17 protein-coding genes are annotated in these 17,357 nt (G+C 60.9%); 7 read left to right on the top strand and 10 right to left on the bottom strand.

Features of this window, described 5'->3' with window-relative positions; genetic code table 11:
- The first annotated feature begins 4 nt into the window (after window positions 1–4).
- Window positions 5–673 carry a DsbA family protein gene (locus KBW81_RS15080; protein ID WP_254247735.1) on the top strand — a complete coding sequence of 223 codons (669 nt, stop codon included), beginning with the start codon at window positions 5–7 and terminating at the stop codon, window positions 671–673.
- Window positions 670–1,788, top strand: a complete 1,119-nt coding sequence (locus KBW81_RS15085) for a CaiB/BaiF CoA transferase family protein (RefSeq protein WP_254247736.1) — start codon at window positions 670–672, stop codon at window positions 1,786–1,788. Before KBW81_RS15080 ends, KBW81_RS15085 begins: the two co-directional genes overlap by 4 nt.
- A gap of 71 nt (window positions 1,789–1,859) precedes the next feature.
- Here KBW81_RS15085 and lpxK read toward each other — a convergent pair whose 3' ends face one another.
- The 6 genes from lpxK to KBW81_RS15115 all read right to left on the bottom strand — a co-directional run bounded on the left by lpxK (window position 1,860) and on the right by KBW81_RS15115 (window position 7,962).
- Window positions 1,860–2,837, bottom strand: coding sequence for a tetraacyldisaccharide 4'-kinase (gene lpxK / locus KBW81_RS15090; protein WP_254247737.1), 978 nt, complete (start codon window positions 2,835–2,837; stop codon window positions 1,860–1,862).
- Entirely contained in the window at window positions 2,838–3,911 is a 1,074-nt protein-coding gene (locus tag KBW81_RS15095; protein WP_254247738.1) for a 3-deoxy-D-manno-octulosonic acid transferase, read from the bottom strand.
- Between the two features lie 15 nt (window positions 3,912–3,926).
- Window positions 3,927–4,172: a DUF4170 domain-containing protein gene (locus KBW81_RS15100; RefSeq protein WP_090186127.1), complete on the bottom strand. Its 246-nt coding sequence runs from the start codon at window positions 4,170–4,172 to the stop codon at window positions 3,927–3,929.
- 110 nt (window positions 4,173–4,282) lie between these two features.
- The gene (locus KBW81_RS15105) at window positions 4,283–5,056 is read right to left on the bottom strand and encodes an inositol monophosphatase family protein (protein ID WP_254247739.1); all 774 of its coding nucleotides are present in this window, start codon (window positions 5,054–5,056) and stop codon (window positions 4,283–4,285) included.
- Window positions 5,043–6,386 carry a TldD/PmbA family protein gene (locus KBW81_RS15110; protein ID WP_254247740.1) on the bottom strand — a complete coding sequence of 448 codons (1,344 nt, stop codon included), beginning with the start codon at window positions 6,384–6,386 and terminating at the stop codon, window positions 5,043–5,045. Before KBW81_RS15110 ends, KBW81_RS15105 begins: the two co-directional genes overlap by 14 nt.
- A gap of 79 nt (window positions 6,387–6,465) precedes the next feature.
- Window positions 6,466–7,962 (bottom strand): DUF2125 domain-containing protein, encoded by a 1,497-nt coding sequence (locus KBW81_RS15115; protein WP_254247741.1) that lies wholly within the window; start codon window positions 7,960–7,962, stop codon window positions 6,466–6,468.
- Window positions 7,963–8,075: 113 nt separating this feature from the next.
- Between KBW81_RS15115 and KBW81_RS15120 the strand changes: the two genes are divergently transcribed.
- The 5 genes from KBW81_RS15120 (at window position 8,076) to KBW81_RS15140 (ending at window position 11,657) form a co-directional block, all read left to right on the top strand.
- On the top strand, window positions 8,076–8,834 hold the full coding sequence (locus tag KBW81_RS15120) for an SDR family oxidoreductase (RefSeq protein WP_254247742.1): 759 nt from the start codon (window positions 8,076–8,078) through the stop codon (window positions 8,832–8,834).
- Complete coding sequence (locus tag KBW81_RS15125; RefSeq protein ID WP_254247743.1) at window positions 8,831–9,430, top strand: enoyl-CoA hydratase/isomerase family protein; 600 nt, start codon at window positions 8,831–8,833, stop codon at window positions 9,428–9,430. Before KBW81_RS15120 ends, KBW81_RS15125 begins: the two co-directional genes overlap by 4 nt.
- Window positions 9,431–9,483: 53 nt before the next feature.
- Window positions 9,484–10,602, top strand: a complete 1,119-nt coding sequence (locus KBW81_RS15130; RefSeq protein ID WP_254249078.1) for a TIGR03862 family flavoprotein — start codon at window positions 9,484–9,486, stop codon at window positions 10,600–10,602.
- Window positions 10,603–11,107: 505 nt separating this feature from the next.
- Complete coding sequence (locus KBW81_RS15135) at window positions 11,108–11,311, top strand: hypothetical protein (protein ID WP_090186112.1); 204 nt, start codon at window positions 11,108–11,110, stop codon at window positions 11,309–11,311.
- Between the two features lie 148 nt (window positions 11,312–11,459).
- Window positions 11,460–11,657, top strand: coding sequence for a hypothetical protein (locus KBW81_RS15140; protein ID WP_254247744.1), 198 nt, complete (start codon window positions 11,460–11,462; stop codon window positions 11,655–11,657).
- A 19-nt stretch (window positions 11,658–11,676) separates the two neighbouring features.
- On the opposite strand, the gene holA is transcribed toward KBW81_RS15140, so the two are convergent.
- The 4 genes from holA to KBW81_RS15160 all read right to left on the bottom strand — a co-directional run bounded on the left by holA (window position 11,677) and on the right by KBW81_RS15160 (window position 17,256).
- Window positions 11,677–12,699 (bottom strand): DNA polymerase III subunit delta, encoded by a 1,023-nt coding sequence (gene holA, locus KBW81_RS15145; protein ID WP_254247745.1) that lies wholly within the window; start codon window positions 12,697–12,699, stop codon window positions 11,677–11,679.
- Window positions 12,696–13,181 carry an LPS assembly lipoprotein LptE gene (lptE, locus tag KBW81_RS15150; RefSeq protein WP_254247746.1) on the bottom strand — a complete coding sequence of 162 codons (486 nt, stop codon included), beginning with the start codon at window positions 13,179–13,181 and terminating at the stop codon, window positions 12,696–12,698. Before lptE ends, holA begins: the two co-directional genes overlap by 4 nt.
- Window positions 13,171–15,729 (bottom strand): leucine--tRNA ligase, encoded by a 2,559-nt coding sequence (gene leuS, locus KBW81_RS15155; protein ID WP_254247747.1) that lies wholly within the window; start codon window positions 15,727–15,729, stop codon window positions 13,171–13,173. The genes lptE and leuS overlap by 11 nt, the downstream gene beginning before the upstream one ends.
- 285 nt (window positions 15,730–16,014) lie before the next feature.
- Window positions 16,015–17,256, bottom strand: coding sequence for a porin (locus KBW81_RS15160; RefSeq protein ID WP_254247748.1), 1,242 nt, complete (start codon window positions 17,254–17,256; stop codon window positions 16,015–16,017).
- Window positions 17,257–17,357: the final 101 nt, after the last annotated feature.

The following is a 17,357-nucleotide window of genomic DNA, read 5'->3' on the forward strand; positions in this document are numbered from 1 at the left end:
GACCATGAAACGCAGAACCCTGTTGACCACTGGCGGCGCGGCCGTCCTTGTTGGCGGCGCTTTCGCCCTGAACCTGAACAGCCCGCAAAGCAGCCTGCTTGTTGGCATGGCCAATGCCCAAACCGAAGGCGCAACGCCTGATCCAAACGCGATCGCTGACATGATTGTCGGCTCTGCTGATGCGCCCGTGAAAATCACCGAATACGCCAGCTTTACCTGCCCGCATTGCGCCAACTTCCATGCGACGGTCTGGCCCAAGCTGAAGGCGGAATATATCGACACCGGCAAAGTGCAGTTCACCTACCGCGAAGTCTATTTTGACCGCTTCGGTCTGTGGGCATCGATGATGGCCCGCTGCGGCGGAGAGATGCGCTTTTTCGGCATCGCCGAGATGCTTTATGACAAACAGCGCGCTTGGACTGCCAGCGGTGATCCGGCAACAATCGCGCAAGACCTGCGCAACTTGGGCAAGACCGCCGGCCTGACCGACGAGATGTTGGATGCCTGCATGAACGACGCGGAAAACGCACAGAACTTGGTGGCGTGGTACGAGGCGAACGCAAAGGCCGACGACATCAGCTCTACCCCGTCGTTCATGATTGATGGTGAAAAGTATTCCAACATGTCCTTCGAAGATATGTCCAAGATCATCGACGACGCGATCGCCGGTTGATGCGCCCGCTGGACGGCCTGCGGGTCATTGAATTGGCGCGCATTCTGGCTGGCCCTTGGGCGGGTCAGACCTTGGCCGATCTAGGGGCAGACGTGATTAAGGTCGAATCCCCCGACGGCGATGATACGCGCCGTTGGGGGCCGCCTTGGGTTGATCACGGGGGCGAACGCGCCGCCGCTTATTTCCACAGCACGAACCGGGGGAAAACCTCGGTCACTGTAGATTTCCGCACGCCAGAGGGGCAGGCACACGTCAAAGCCCTGATCGCGGACGCCGATATCGTGATCGAGAATTTCAAGGTCGGCGGATTGGCTAAATACGGTCTGGATTACGCAAGCCTTGCCGCTATCAATCCACGGCTGATCTACTGTTCAATCACGGGGTTTGGCCAAACCGGCCCCTACGCCCACCGTGCAGGCTATGACTACATCATCCAAGGCATGTCCGGTCTGATGTCCGTCACCGGAGAGGCCGACGGCCAGCCGCAGCGCGCCGGCGTGGCTGTCGTCGATCTGTTTACCGGGATGTATGCAAGCACAGCTATTCTAGCGGCTGTTCACCAACGGCAGACCACAGGCGTAGGTCAGCACATTGATCTGGCGCTTTACGATGTCGCTGTTGCGGTGATGGCCAATCAGGCGATGAATTATCTGACGACCGGCACCCCCCCGGCGCGGACGGGAAACACCCATCCGAATTTGATGCCCTATCAGGTATTCGACTGCGCGGATGGTCATATCATCATCGCAACAGGCAATGATGCGCAATATCGGCGGTTGTGCGATCTGTTGAAGATGCCAGAACTGGCGCAAGACCCGCGCTTTGCGACCAATGCAGACCGTCTGGCAAATCGCGACCAGCTTGCCACTGTGCTGAACGATGCGACCCAGCAACATGCGCGAGAGGCGCTTTTGACGATGTGCGAGGCGCAGGGCGTACCTGCCGGGCCGATCAAGGATATGGCAGAGGTGTTTGTCGACCCACAGATCGTTCACCGCGAAATGCAGGTTGATTTGGACGGCGTACCAGGGATGCGGACACCGATCCGCATGTCAGGCGGCGATACCAGTCCGCGCGGCCCAGCGCCGCGGATGCAGGACGAGGCGTCTGATTAAAGCGACGGGGTGATGGGGGCCAGCCCCCGTCCCTGCGGGACTCCACCGGGATATTTGGGACGAGAAGAAGGTCAAAGGCCCAGCGCGGCAAGGGCTTTGTGGAGCGGCGTAGTGTCGTCGAACTTGAGGCGCACAGGCAGGGTCAGCACCTTGGCGCGAAAACTATCCGGCAGGCGGACGGCGTCCTTTTCAGTCGTCACCAACTGGGCGCTGCGCGTCTTTGCTTCCAGCTCTAGCCTTGTCATCAAGGCCTCTGTCAGGGGTTGGTGGTCTTCAAGCGGTTCAGCGCGGATCACATCGGCCCCCATGGCACGCAGCGTGGCAAAGAATTTCTCTGGATGACCGATCCCGGCAAAGGCCAACAGGCGCAGGCTTTGCCACGGCATGCCGGTGATCAAGGGGATCAGCTCACCGGTCAAATCGGGGATATGTGGGCCGGCAGCGAACCCGGCTTGGGCCGCAGGGCTGCCGATAGACAGCAGTAAATCAGCGCGGGCAAGGCCCGTGGCCACGGGTTCGCGCAAGGGACCAGCGGGCAGGACGCGGCCATTACCAAACCCGCGTTGGGCGTCGACCACGACGATCGACAGGTCTTTTTTCACCGATGGGTTTTGAAAACCATCGTCCAGCAAAATAACCGTAGCACCCGCCGCCTGAGCCGCCTGAACGCCTGCGGCGCGATCGCGCGCGACCCAAGTTGGTGCGAAAGACGACAACAGCAACGGTTCGTCCCCGGTTTGCGCTGCAGAATGGCTGCGCTCGTCGACGCGAATGGGGCCGGTGAGTGTGCCGCCAAAGCCGCGGGTCACGATATGCGGGGTTTGCCCGCGATCCGTCAGGATTTGCGCCAGCGCCATCGCGGTGGGTGTCTTGCCCGTACCGCCGACGTTGATGTTGCCGATGCAGATCACCGGGATTGCCGCCTTGTAACCGGGTTGACGCAGGCGCCGCACCGTAGCTGTGCCATAGATCCAGCCCAAAGGTGCCAGAAGGCGCGCGCGCAGGTCCGGCGTATCAGGCGGCGTAAACCAGAACTTCGGTGCACCCATCTATAGACCCGCCTCGTCCAGGCGGTTGCGGATCAGCGTGACGATGCGGTCCGTCGCCTCTGCCCCGCGCGACGTTACATCCCAGCCCGCCATCGCCATCGCCGCCACGCGGTCGGCAGCTAACAGCGCCTCGACCGCGCGGCCAAGGCCGACTTGGCCGTCGACTTGCAGCGTGGCCCCGGCCCGCGCAAGGCGGTCATAGCGCGCGGTGTAAGGCGCAGTGCGTGGGCCATGGATCAGGACAGAGCCAAGCGCCGCCGCCTCGAACGGATCTTGCGCCGCGCGCTGCGTCAGGGTGCCACCCGCAAAGGTTACGGTCGCAAGGCGCAGCCAAAGGCCCAATTCTGCCGGGGTGTCGACGACATGCACCTGCATCGATTCCTCTGGCCCGCTGGTCAGGGACCGCAAACTCGCATGCAGGCCCTCTGCTTCGAATTGACTGACCAAGGCGGGGCCGTCTTCGGCGCGGGCGGCTACTGCGACCAGTAACAACCGATGGGAACGGCGCGCAGCATGGCGCTGCGCAGCGGCAAGGCCTGTGACATCGGCTGCCTCTGTTTGCGTCGCGAGCCAGACCGGACGATTGCGCAAAGCCTCTGCCAGATCACGGCGGTCGGATTCGATAAACGGCAGCACGGCGGGCGGGTCTTCAAGCAAGCCGACCGCATAGGTTCGCTCTGCAGGCGCGCCTGCTGCAACGAACGCATCTGCGCAGGATTGATCGCGTGTATAGACAGCGTTCAGTTGCGACAGGATGGCCCGGCTGCGCGATGGGAACCAGCGGCTGACGATGCCGTCCAGCGCTGTTTCGTCCAAGTCGATTACAACGACAGGCACGTTCGCCTCTCTCGCCTCGGCCAGAGTCACGGTATCTAGAGGGCCGCCGATCCACAGCAGCAGCATCGGCTCTAATTTGGTTAAATGCGCCCGAATAGCGCGGCGGCCTTCGGGGTGAACTTGCGTGGTGACGGCAAAGCCAACGTCTTCGCCCGTGGCCCGCAAGCGTGCATCAAGGGCCGCAATGACAGCGGCATCCGCAGGGGTGGCGCAACGCGCCCAGACGACGGCCTCCACCCCCGCGGCCCTGAATTACAGGCCGAGTTCTTCGGTCGGAGAGGCCGCGACCTCTTCGTCCCGCAGACGGTGGATGTGTGCGATGAAATAGCGCGTATGCGCGTCGTCGACCGTGCGCTGGGCGTTGGCCTTCCACGCGTTATAGGCGCTGGCATAATCGGGGAACATGCCGACGATGTGGATGTTTTCGACATCCTTGAACGCATTCTTGGTCGGGTCGATCAGTTCGCCGCCAAAGACAAGGTGCAGGCGCTGGGTCATGAGGGTGTCCTTTGATCAAGATGGTGTTGCCGCGCAACTTACGCAGGGCGGGTCGGTGTTACAACAGGGGGCCATGCCCGCTTATCTGTGATGATGGGTTAAATAGCCGTTCAAATCAAAGCCGCGCGCAATGCACCGTGAACCGCGCCTGCGGCAAGCACGCCGTCAACCTGCGGATAAGGATTGTTGAATACCAGCGGCGCGCCCCACCGATCCGTCGCGGTGCCCTGCGCCTCTGACACGATCAGACTGCCGGCGGCGATGTCCCATTCCCATGATGGGCGCAGCGTTAACATGGCGTCGAACTTGCCCTGCGCAACAAGGCACAACCGGTAAGCCAAGGACGAGCGGAAGCCTTTGGAAAACGGCGGTACCGCGCCGCCCAGCCAGAAATGCGGCGCAAGGTTCGGCTTGGTCGTCAGCACGTTCGCCGCGGCAAGGTCAGTCACCTGCGTCACATGCAGCGGCTTGCCGTTCAGCGTTGCCCCGCCGCCCAGCGTCGCGGCAAAGGTCAGCCCGCGCGCCGGCAGCGTCACGACGCCAGCGGTCACGCGCCCATCCTCGACCACAGCAAGCGCATGTGCCCAATCAAGACTATGGTTGATGAAAGCGCGCGTGCCGTCGATCGGGTCGATGACGAACTGGCGATGCGTCGTCAGGCGGGCGGTATCATCAGGCGTTTCCTCTGATAGCCAGCCATAATCGGGCTGGGCGCTGCGCAAACGGGCGGTCAGCATGTCGTTGACCGCCAAATCAGCCTCTGTCACCGGGCCCTGATCGCCGGCTTTGTCCCAAACCTGCGGGTCGGACTTGAAGTAGCGCAACGCGATGTCGCCCGCAGCAGCGGCGGCGTCCAGCAAAAGGGGTAGGTCAGTCGCCGGCAAGGGTAAGCCCCGATACCAGAAGCGATGGCACAACCCGGCTAAGATGCGCGCGGGCATCATTGGCAGCGATCATCGTGCGCCACATATCACGCAGGTTGCCTGCAATCGTGCATTCATTAACGGGATGCGTGATTTCGCCATTCTGTACCCAGAAACCTGCCGCCCCGCGGGAATAATCGCCAGTGTTCGGATTGATCGTCGACCCGATCATAGAGGTGACAAGCAACCCCGTCCCCATCTGTGCAATCAGGTCGTCCCGGCTGACATCGCCCTGCGTCAGCGCCAGATTGGTCACACCCGGCGACGGCGGCGCAGATGTGCCACGGCCGGCGTTAGCAGTGGATGGCAGACCCAGCTTGCGCCCAGTGGCAAGATCCAGCGTCCAGCCCGTCAGCGTGCCATTGTCGATCAACGCGCGGCGCTGCGTCGCCAAACCTTCGGCATCGAAAATCTTGGATGCAAAGGCGCGCGGGCGGTGGGGGTCTTCGATCAGGCTCATGCCTTCTGGCAGGATTTGCTCGCCCAGTGCATCGCGCAAGAACGACGCGCCGCGCGCGATGGCGCTGCCGTTGATTGCCTGCACAAGATGACCAATCAGTGACGATGCGACCCGTTCGTCGAACAGAACCGGATAGGCACCTGTCTTGGGCCGGCGCGAACCTGCACGCTCTACCGCGCGCGCCGCTGCGGTGCGGCCAATATCCTCCGGCTCACGCATATCGGACTGAAAGATGCGGGTGTCGTAGTCATAGTCACGTTCCATCCCCGTGCCGGTGCCGCTGATCGCGACGCAAGACAGGCCAATGTCGGACCGCGCGTAGCCGCCGGAAAAGCCATTGGTGGCTGCTGCGTGAATCTGGCGGCGCGAATATCCAGCGCTGGTTTCCGAAACCTGAGAGATCCCGGCATTTTCCTGCGCCGCCGCCTCTGCGCGCAAGGCGTAGTCCTCCAGGGTTTGCGGGTCGGGTTCGGGCGATTCGTCGCAAAGTTCCAGATAGCCGCTATCCGTCTGCGCGGTCAGCTGGCTTGGATCAGCTAGGCCAACGGTCGGGTCCTCTGGCGCTTCTTTCGCCATGGCGACGGCGCGTTCTGCCATCGCAGCAATCGCAGCAGGGCGACTGTCAGAGGTGGACACGCAAGCCTGCCTTTGCCCCAGCAAAACGCGCAGGCCGATATCTACGCCTTCTGACCGCTCTGCCTTTTCCAGCGCGCCTTGGCGCACATCAATCGCGATCGACGTGCCCTGCACCGCAATGGCGTCGGCATCATCGGCACCGGCCCGGCGGGCGGCGTCAAGGATCTGTTGGGTCAGCGCAGCGAGGTCGGTCATGGGGACGGTTTCCTTTATGTCGCCCATTCAGGTAGTCCGCGCAGCCGCGCACCGCAAGGTGACGGACTGCGCGCAGGGGTCAGCGAATGCGCTGACCATTGGCCATGACTTGACCGTCTTTCACCTCGATCACCGATTGCACCGCGTCTTCGCCGACGGGTTTTGCGAACATGCCCAGCATCATGCGCGGCATCATCGCCTGCTCTGCCGGGATCAGACCCATGGTGATCAGGTTGTCGATCAGCGCGTTGGCCCCGGCCACGTCGATCGTGACCGTACCATCAGGGCGCGGCATGCCCGGAAAAGTCGTCGTGTCGCTATTATCAAAGGTGAATTCGCCGGTTCCGTTCACGTTCAGACCGACCGCATCCACAGTCAGATTGTTCAGCGACAGGCTTTCGATCTTGCCGGGGAAGCCAGGCTCCATCGCAAGCGCCTGCGCCTGTTCAGCGTCCATCAGCGGCACATCCAATTGCGCCGCGCCGGTTACGTCCAGCTTGATCGTCGCAGGGTCATGCGGCAGGGCGGATGACGGATCGACCATCGCCCAGATTTCCTCGTTCACGGTGACGCCGGACAGGTCCAGCGCCAGTTTGAATGGCACAGGCGCATCTGTTGGTGCCAACGGCGTCGTCATGGCAAAGCCATAGGACGCTGCAGACAGCTTAAACGGGAACGGCATTTCGCTGCTGGTCAAGTCGGCATTCACGTCGGTGGCTGTGATATCATAGGACAGCCCTTCTGGCCCGACGGAATAGGACATCGTGCCCGGCCCGTTGGTTGCGGTGCCATTCACCGTCGTCGTACCATCCACGGCGATGATGTAGGCCGAAGGCCCGCTGGTATAGCTACCCTTGGCAACATACGCGCCGCCGAACATCGCGGCCGGGTCGGTAAAGTCCAGATCCATCGGCGCGCTACTGGTGCCAGCGCTGGCAACGCCGTCAATCTTGCCCGAGATCATGACAGAGGTCGCATCCGGTGCGGTAACGTCGACCAGCAGATCGACCTTGCCTGCCGTCAGATCATAGCTGCTTTCGCGCAGATCGCCGGTCACCATCGTCGATGTGCCTTTGACCGCATTCAGCGCCACACGCATATCGCCGTCGATGGTGCCGTCGGTGCCCGTTAGCTTGTCGACAGAGATGACATATTGATCCGCTGCGACATCATAGCTCAACGCCTCTGGCGTGCCGCTGGCTTTAATCACAGTCCCAGTCTGCTTGATGCTCATCTTTACATCGACGTCAGCACCGGTGGTGAATTCAACCGGAACTGTGTCGGACAGCGTGATATCAACAGTGCCATCACCCGCGCCAGTAAAGACGATCTGCGGGATCGTCATGCTGACCGTGTCGCCGTCGATGTCGTTGTTCAGGGCAAAATCGGTGACCGTCACTGTGTCACCGGATGCATCAACCGCACCGGTCGTGATCTGCGCGGATGCGGCGTATTCGGTCATGCTGTCCTGCCACGCGTCCCAGACCTGCTGGGCGGTTACATCGGCGTGTGCCGCAGGGGCAAGCATCACTGCCGTCAGGCAAGCGCTTGCGCGTAGTGCTTTAGATGTCATCATGGGACTAATCCTTGTGGGACTGAACTTTGGCGCGGCGCTCTTGCCGTTCCGGTCCAAGTGGGGAATTCTGGCGCAACGCTAAAGTGTCCCGCCGGGGACCGAAAGGGAGTGCGATGAAAAACTTTGACATGACCGGTAAAACCGTTCTGATCACAGGCGCAAGCCGCGGCATCGGGGCCGCCGCCGCGCAGGCTTTTGCTGCCGCTGGGGCCAATGTCGCCTTGGTTGCGCGATCCCGCGAGCAGATTACCGAACTTGCGGGGAAGATCGGCAAACAAGCGCTGGCGATCCCCTGCGACGTGTCCCGCTACTGGGAGGCAGAGCAGGCCGTGAACGCCGCGATCCAAACTTTCGGCAAGATCGACGTCGTCATCAACAACGCTGGCGTCATCGACCCGATCGGCGCGCTTAGCCATGTTGACCCAGAGGCATGGGGCAAGGCCATCGACATCAACCTCAAGGGCGTCATGCACGGTATGCGCGCAGCAATGGGTCCGATGATTGCGCAGGGATCGGGCACCATCATCACCGTATCGTCGGGTGCCGCCCATAACCCGCTAGAGGGCTGGTCCGCCTACTGCGCCAGCAAGGCGGGCGCGTATATGCTGACGCAAGTTGCCGACCGCGAAAACCGCGGCAAAGGCCTGCGCATCCTTGGCCTGTCGCCCGGCACCGTTGCCACCGACATGCAGCGCGAAATCAAGCAGTCCGGCGTCGGCCCTGTTGCCCAGCTAGACTGGTCCGCGCATATCCCGCCCGAATGGGCCGCGCAGGCGCTGGTCTGGATGTGCACCGCCGAGGCCGATCCTTGGCTTGGCAAAGACGTATCCCTGCGGGACGACGACATCCGCAAAAAGGTTGGCGTCGCGTGATAAAGACCGCCCGCGATGGCGATCTGGCGATCATCACGCTGAATCGTCCGGACAAGGCGAACGCCCTGACCGCCGACATGCTGCGCGATCTGATCGTCGCTGTGCGCGCGGCCAGATCTGCTAAGGCGATGATCCTGACCGGCACCGGGCGCGTGTTTAGCGCCGGGGCCGATTTGGCCGACGTGGCAGAGCTGAAAACGTCTCCCTTATGGGAGGAATTGTCAGCTGCAATCGCCGCCCTGCCCGGCCTGACCATCGCGGCCTTGAATGGCACGCTGGCCGGCGGTGCCTGCGGTATGGCGCTAGCTTGCGATCTGCGCGTCGCCGCGCCGGGGGCCAAGGTGTTCTACCCTGTCATGAAACTTGGCGTATTGCCCCAACCCAGTGATCCCGCACGGCTGATCGCACTGGCAGGCCTGTCACGGGCAAAGCTAATCCTTTTGGCAGGTGCCAAACTGACAGCGCAGGACGCTTTCGCTTGCGGATTATTAGACCAGATTGCCGATGATCCGGTGGCGGCCGCGACAGCCTTGTGCGGTGACGCGCTGGCAGCTGATCTGACCCATGTCAGCGCGATCAAGGCAATGTTGCAGTGACAGGCACAGACCAAAAGACGGCAATCATCGTGGGTGCAGGACCAGCCGGGCTTATGGCAGCTGACGTTCTATCCGCCGCAGGCATTGCCGTCACGGTGATGGACCAGATGCCGTCCGTTGGGCGCAAATTTCTGATGGCCGGAAAATCGGGCCTGAACCTGACCAAGATTGAAGATCCAGCTCAGTTCGATGCAGCCTTTGGCGATGCGCCCCCAGCCCTGCGCGATGCATTGGCGCAATTCGGCCCAGCACAGGTGACGGCTTGGGCGGAAGGGTTGGGACAACCCGTCTTTACAGGCTCGACAGGGCGGGTGTTCCCCGTCGCGATGAAGGCCTCTCCACTCTTGCGGGCGTGGTTGAATAGGCTGACGCAACAAGGCGTCACCCTTTTGACGCGCTGGACATGGACGGGCTGGGACGGCAATGCCTTGCGCTTTGACACGCCTGAGGGGCCTGTCACGCGCAGCGCCGACATCACCATTTTGGCCTGCGGCGGCGCAAGCTGGCGCAGGCTAGGGTCAGATGGGCAATGGGCCGATCATTTCAGCGACGTCGCGCCATTCAAACCCGCAAACTGCGGCTTTCGCGTGGATTGGTCTGACCACATGGCCCCCTATTTTGGCCAGCCGATCAAGGCGACGACCTTGCATGCCGGAAAGGCGACCTCTCGGGGTGAATGGGTGATTACGCAGAACGGGATTGAGGGTGGCGGTATTTATGCCGTATCCGCAGCGGTCCGCGATGGTGCGCCCCTTTTTGTGGACTTGATGCCAGATCACGAGCTTTCGGCCTTGCAGCAAAAGATGGACGCAGCACGCCAAAAATCGAGCCTAGGCAAAATTCTGAAATCCACGCTGCGCCTACCGCCCGTCAAAATCGCGTTGTTCAACGAGATGTCCCGCCGCGCTGAACCTGCCACCCACACAGCGGCGTTGTTAAAGGCATTACCCATTACGCACAGCGGCCCTGCCCCGCTTGATCAGGCGATTTCGACCGCTGGCGGGCTGCGCTTTTCGCAGCTTGATGGCCTGATGCTGCCCAGCAAGCCCGGCACCTTTGCCGCCGGGGAAATGCTGGATTGGGAGGCACCCACAGGCGGCTACTTAATTACCGCTTGCCTTGCGACCGGGCGCGCCGCCGCCGTCGCCGCTTTGCATCAAATCGCCGCGTGACGCGATTCGAATGATTCGATTGCGATCAGAACGGCTTAGAGGCCGTTCCTCGTGCTATTAAAGCGGCCCGATGGCCTTGCTACACAGGCTTTTGAACGCCGCACGCTGGCTTGGAAACCGTCGGCGCAATCCATTTCAACAGATAACCAGCCATGTGACAGCCCAGAGATTAATCACTCTTATTGCATGGAACTGTTGCAATGCCGCATCGCCTTGGCTGCCAGATTAGGGATGCGCTGCCAGCACAAGCTAAGCGACCCAAAGCACCCCCAATGCATAGAATTGGATTAAGTCATTAAAATTCAATAAGTTGCCGTTTCAATAAAAGTCATTGCACCCAAGTCCTCAGAGCGTAAACTGGTTGCGAGCAGAACTCCGCCGAGCGAGATGCGTGCAGATGTGGCAACAGTGTTGTCCGATTTTCACAAGTATCTTGTTTTGGGCATAAAACGTGGATAGACAACTTGTGATCGTCCACAACGTGCATCTAATTGGAGTACCCACAATGCGCATCACCACTACCCTCGCAGCCGCTGCCGCAATCGCAGTGACCGGTGCCGCAGCTTCCGCTGGCGGCCTGGCTCCTGAAGTCATGGAAGCTCCGGTTGTCGTCGTCGACACACCGATGGCACCTACCGGTTCCGTGAACTCCGGCTACATCGTTCTGGGCCTGCTGGCCGCTCTGGTCGCAGCTTCCGGCTCCTACTAATCCCTCATCGGATTAGAACAAGATTTGAAAGGGCTGGCGTTTCGCCAGCCCTTTTTCTTTGCTTATACGTATTTTCACACTGATTTGACATCTGAACAGGACCTTTGTTAGCCGTCCATCACACGCAACCACAAAACAGGAGAGACCTTTGAAACATCAAAAGTCCCGTATCGTGGCCCTTGCAGTGATGACAGCGCTTACAGCGCCTGCTGCCTTGGCTGACAGTCTTACAACCGCAACCGCAACCAAAAATCAGGTTACCACACAGCCGGTGGCACCTATGCCAAAAGGTGATCTGGTGATCGTCGGCCTGCTTGCCGCACTTGCGCTGGCGGCGGCTAACTAAGCGGCGCAGCGGACGCGGATCAGTGGCGGGCCATCATTGCAAGCCGGATCAGCGTCCGTTCCATCAGCGCATGCTGCGGTGCATGGCTTGCTGACCGCATGGTCAGGTCAGTGTCCGTGAGCGCCGCAATCGCGCGCTCCAAACGATCCCGCCCCCATTGCGATGCTTGCTGCACCAGTCGGTCCCGGCGCGGGCCGAAGACAGGAGGCCGCAGACGGCCGATACCCTGACCGGGGCCGCCGGGATCAGAGGCGACGACATGCAACTGCCTGAAATGGCGCATCGCACCAATGCACAGCGTAATCGGCAACACGCCTTGCGCATAAAGGTCGCGCAGCACTGGGCCGATCATCTGGGAATTGCCCTCGGCCACGACAACCAGAATATCATCGACATCCACGTCAGCCGACTGCGGGGCCAGCAGCGCGACATCGGCGACACTGAGCGGCTCTGGATCGCCCAGCTTATACAGGCCCAGTTTTTCGATCGTTTGGCGAAAATCGCCGGGGGTCAGACTGTGTGCCATCGCCATAATGGCATCCATCACGTCGCGATTCGGAATCGCCAGTTTGGCGGCATCTAGCAAAATCTGCACGTCCTCAGCATTGGGCGGGTCGTCATAAAGCGCGATCCCAACGCTGTTGCTATGCCCCTCGAACACCTTGCGCAGCGCCGATTTCGCAGTCAGCTGACCAGCCGTCACAACCAACTGCGCATCCCCTTCGCGCCAATCCTCCAGCACGGTGGTCATCAGTTTCGACAAACCGTCCGTCGCATCCTCAACCAGTGCGACGCGAGGACCGGGAAAGAAGCCTTGCGCCTTGACCGCGTCATTCACAAGCGCGGGGTCTTTGCGCAGATCGCTGGCGGCAATGCGCGTCAGACGCATTTCGGATTCGCCTTGCGGTCCGACCAATGTGTTCACAATTTGCGCCCGTGCGGTGGCCACGCGCATCGGATCAGCGCCAAAGATCAGGATCCCGGCACGGGTCGTCTGCGGCTTACGAATAAAGTCCGCTGCATTGCGCCCGGTCAGCTTCACTGTGGCAGGTCCAGCAGCATCAGTTGCGCGACGACCTTGTCACCCAAAATGATCATCAGCCGCCCCACCGCATCCGTCGCAGCGGATTGCGTTGCCACAGTCGAGCCCGTCGCGGCGTAGCTGGTAAAGCCGTCAACCTGACCGCTGCCCCAGACGGTTCCGTCAGCCGCGGTCAGCTGCCAGCCCGCAGCCCCAACCACGTTATACCGTAGGGTCGCGCCGCTTTGCGATTGCGCCGCAACGTCCAGCGCCTCTTCGACGTTCACGCTAAGCGTCGCGATCGGTGCCGTCGCCCGCCCCAGCCGGTCAATCAACCGGCTGCGGATTGCAAATCCCGCGATGGTGTCCGGCGCGCTGACCGCGACCGTATTGTGCAACTTAAGCATATCGCCGCCCGGAGCCAGCGCGGGCGTGAACCCGCAGGCTCCGACCGCCAGCAAGGCCAGCAGCACTGCGCGGCGAGAGGCGAGTTTATACAACAATGTTCACGATCCGGCCGGGGACAACGATGATCTTTTTCGGCGTTGCGCCATCCAGGTTCCGCTGCACGGCATCCTGCGCCAGCACCAATTTCTCGACTGTCGCCGCATCCGCATCGGCGGCCACGGTGATTTCCGATTTACGCTTGCCGTTGATTTGAATCGGCAGCGTGACCTCGGCGTCGACCAACATGGCCTCGTCCGGCTGCGGCCAGGGGGCGTGCAGGATTAGCCCTTCGCCGCCCAGCATCGACCAGACGTCCTCGGCCAAGTGCGGCGTCATCGGGGCCATCAACTGGGCCAGCGTCATCGCGGCCTGGCGGCGGGCCGATGTGCTGGCTTTGGATTTCGACAGCGCATTTGTGAATGCATAAAGCCGGGCAATCGCCGCGTTAAAGCCAAAGGATTCGACTCCCAGCGTCACATCGCGCACGGCGCGGTGCATCTCTTTTAGCAGCGCCTGATCGCCGTCGGTTGCGCCTTCGTCCGTGCTTTGCGCGATGTCATTGGCGGTGCGCCAGACGCGGCCCAGATGCTTGTAGGTCGCTTCGGCACCAGAGGCTGTCCATTCGACGTCCCGTTCCGGCGGGCTGTCTGACAGCACGAACCAGCGGGCGGTGTCGGCCCCATATTGACGTACGATGTTGACCGGATCGACCACGTTATTCTTGGACTTCGACATCTTGGCAGAAGGGATCACCTCGACCTGTGTGCCGTCCTCTAGGAAGGCACCGCCGTCGCGCAGCGTGACCTCTTCGGGGTAATGATAGTTGGGGCGGCCGTCGGGACGCTTGGTCTGATAGATCGCGTGGGTGACCATACCTTGGGTGAACAAGGCGTTAAACGGCTCGGCCGCCGTGCTGGGCAGGTGCCCGGTCATGTGCATCGCGCGGGCGAAGAAGCGGGAATACAGCAGGTGCAAAATCGCGTGTTCGATGCCGCCGATGTATTGGTCGACGTTCATCCAATAGGCGGCGTCGTCATGGACCGTCGGCGTATCAGCACGCGGCGCGGTAAAGCGCGCATAATACCATGACGAGTCGACGAAGGTGTCCATCGTATCCGTCTCGCGCCGCGCATCCGCGCCGCATTTCGGGCAAGCGCAGTTGCGCCATGTCGGGTGGCGGTCCAGCGGGTTGCCGGGGACGTCAAAGGTGACGTCATAGGGCAGTTCGACGGGCAGGTTTTCCTTCGCCTCTGGCACCACACCGCAGGTGTCGCAGTGGATGATCGGAATCGGGCAACCCCAATAGCGCTGTCGGGACAGGCCCCAATCACGCAGACGGAACTTGGTGACGCCATGGCCGACGCCATTCGCCTCGCAGAACGCGATGGCGGCATCGACGGCATCAGCGCCAGTCTGCCAGTCTTCGCCTGCAAAACCTTTGACGTAAAACACCTTTTCGGTTTTCGCTGGCGTATACGCCTCTGTCAGCGCCGCTTCGGCATCTACTGACGGAAGGAAGGTCGCGGTGATGGGCAGGTCGTATTTCGTCGCAAATTCAAAGTCGCGTTGATCATGTGCGGGGCAACCAAAGATCGCACCAGTGCCGTAGTCCATCAAGACGAAGTTCGCGATATAAACCGGCAATTCCCACGCGGTGTCAAAGGGGTGGCGGACTTTCAGCCCGGTATCATAGCCGCGCTTTTCCGCCTTCTCCAACGCCTCTTCTGTCGTGCCGCCTTTGCGCACGTCGGCGCAAAATGCTGCGACCGCGGGGTCGTGACGTTCCAGCGATTTCGCCAAAGGATGATCGGGCGAGATGCCGACAAAAGACGCGCCCATCAGGGTGTCGGGGCGGGTCGTGTAAACCTCTACCCGGTCGTGTCCGTCGGGGGCGTCGGTCAGGCCAAAGCTAAACTGCAAGCCACGGGATTTGCCGATCCAGTTGGACTGCATCAGCTTGACCTTCGCAGGCCAGTCATCCAGCCCATCAAGGCCTTCGAGCAGTTCTTCGGAATAGTCAGAGATCTTAAAGAACCACTGCGTCAGCTCGCGGCGCTCAACCTCTGCGCCAGAACGCCAGCCCTTGCCGTCTTCGACCTGCTCGTTCGCCAGAACGGTCATATCGACCGGATCCCAGTTCACGATCGCCTTTTTGCGATAAATCAGGCCCTTTTCCAGAAAATCGAGGAACAGCGCCTGCTGCTGACCGTAGTATTCCGGATCACAGGTGGCCAATTCGCGCGACCAATCAATCGACAGGCCAAGCGGCTTCATCTGATCGCGCATGTCGGCGATGTTCTGATAGGTCCAATCCTTGGGGTGGCCGCCACTGGCCATTGCCGCGTTTTCGGCCGGCATGCCGAATGCATCCCAACCCATCGGGTGCAGCACATTATGCCCGGTGGACATCTTATAGCGCGCGATCACGTCGCCCATCGTATAGTTGCGCACGTGCCCGATGTGGATGCGCCCCGACGGGTAAGGGAACATTTCCAACACGTAATACTTTGGCTTGTCGTCGCTGCGCACCGCCTTGAACACATCGGCGGCGGACCATGCGGCCTGCCAGCGGGCTTCGATTTCAGCGGGGGAATAGGTGGTCATCTGGTGAAGGCTTTCTTCGGGCAGGCCGGATCGATAACGGCAATGGCGGCAAACGGGGCGGGGGATGCGGCCCGGAATAGCCGGTCAACTGTAGCCCAATGGGCCAAGTGTCCAGTTCATTCGCAAAATCGCGCGCCGCCGCACCGACGGTTGTTTCGCCAAAAGATGTAGCGAAGCAAGAGGGCCGTCACAAGTCCGATAGACCGCGACATGCGCCAGAGCCCTGCGCAAACGAAAAAGGGCGGCCCCGAAGGACCGCCCCAATCTTGAAGTCTTCAGGTTCGATTAGAACGTGAAGGATACGGCAATTGTTGTGCCTTCGTTAACTTCGTAAGAGTTACCGATTTCGTCGTTTGCACCGGTGTATGTGTCGCCAGCGTCGCCGTAAGCTGCGATCAGGCTAGCACCGCCACCCAGGTCGTACTCAGCAGCTGCGTATGCTTCAGTCGCATCGCTGTCGCCGTCGTTCTGGATGTAACCAGCGTACATGGTCAGGCCCATGCCAAAGTCATAGGAACCTTCCAGGCCGATTTCCTGGTCGTTACCATCGTGGTAGTAAGCAGTCGCTGCGACAGGACCGTTAGCGTAGGCAACAGCCACACCGTAGTTGTCATCAACTGCAGATTCGATGGAGTAGAACACAGTCGCGGTGACCGGACCGAACGGGTAATCCAGCTGGAAGCCAACGGAGTCCTCTTCGGTGTCCAGGTTCGTAGCGTAAGCAACTTTGACGTTTGCGCCAGAGAACGTGGTCGAAGCGAACACGCCGATGACTTCGTCAACGGTACCGGGGTTCTCTACACCATCGTCAGAGTTGCCGAGGATGCCGTCACTGCCTGCAGTTGCGGTATCGTCTGCGTCAACCAGAGCGCCACTAACGCCTTGCTGGTACGTCATACCCACGGTGAACGCACCAAAGGTGGACACTGCGCCGAACTGCAGACCGTCAAGGCCATCAAGGTCGCCATTTGTGTCTGCGCCGTCAGCCATCAGGAACGACAGCGAAGCCGTTACAGGACCGTAGGCCAGATCGCCACGGATCACGCCATCGACGAAATCGCCGTCGTCAGCGCCGTCATTGACGTCGTCGACTTCCAGGAAGCCGTCGTTTTCCATGTTGGTTGTGCCGGACCAGGTCTTTTCGGACGCGGTTGCGGTGTCACCAGCGTAGACAGCTGCGCCTTGACCTTCAACGAACACGACAAAGTCGGAACCGCTGATGCCGATGTTGCTGAACGCGCCGTCACCGGAAGGATCTACAGCGTCGCCTTCTGCGTCGTTGAAGGTCAGATCGACGTCAAGAGTCAGACCAGCGGTCAGGCCCATGTTCATGCCAGCAGATGTCGAAACTGCCAGGCCACCGTCGAAGTAGAAGCCATCTTCGACTTCTTTGTTGTAACCGAACTCGCCATCAGCGCCCCAGACAACGCCCTGTGGGCCCATCATGTCAGCGGAGGCGTGGCTCTCAGCAGCAGCGGCACCAGCAAAGGCAACCAGCGCGGTCGAGGTAAGAAGGATGCTTTTCATGGATAATTCCCTCGTGTTTTGCATTCCAAGATATGCCAGTTGCTCCGGCATTGGGGCAGTAATTGCGCCTGATCGGCTGCTCACTCAAGAGATTTGGCCTT

Source organism: Loktanella salsilacus (genome assembly GCF_024206795.1).
GTDB lineage: Bacteria > Pseudomonadota > Alphaproteobacteria > Rhodobacterales > Rhodobacteraceae > Loktanella > Loktanella salsilacus.

Bases quoted from the DNA above. Each gene is read 5' to 3' on its own strand.
- KBW81_RS15080 (WP_254247735.1), top strand. From the start codon at position 5: ATGAAACGCAGAACCCTGTTGACCACTGGCGGCGCGGCCGTCCTTGTT.
- KBW81_RS15130 (WP_254249078.1), top strand. From the start codon at position 9,484: ATGGCAGCTGACGTTCTATCCGCCGCAGGCATTGCCGTCACGGTGATG.
- leuS (WP_254247747.1), bottom strand. From the start codon at position 15,729: ATGACCACCTATTCCCCCGCTGAAATCGAAGCCCGCTGGCAGGCCGCA.
- KBW81_RS15100 (WP_090186127.1), bottom strand. From the start codon at position 4,172: ATGACCCAGCGCCTGCACCTTGTCTTTGGCGGCGAACTGATCGACCCG.
- KBW81_RS15120 (WP_254247742.1), top strand. From the start codon at position 8,076: ATGAAAAACTTTGACATGACCGGTAAAACCGTTCTGATCACAGGCGCA.
- KBW81_RS15115 (WP_254247741.1), bottom strand. From the start codon at position 7,962: ATGATGACATCTAAAGCACTACGCGCAAGCGCTTGCCTGACGGCAGTG.
- KBW81_RS15110 (WP_254247740.1), bottom strand. From the start codon at position 6,386: ATGACCGACCTCGCTGCGCTGACCCAACAGATCCTTGACGCCGCCCGC.
- lpxK (WP_254247737.1), bottom strand. From the start codon at position 2,837: ATGGGTGCACCGAAGTTCTGGTTTACGCCGCCTGATACGCCGGACCTG.
- KBW81_RS15160 (WP_254247748.1), bottom strand. From the start codon at position 17,256: ATGAAAAGCATCCTTCTTACCTCGACCGCGCTGGTTGCCTTTGCTGGT.
- KBW81_RS15135 (WP_090186112.1), top strand. From the start codon at position 11,108: ATGCGCATCACCACTACCCTCGCAGCCGCTGCCGCAATCGCAGTGACC.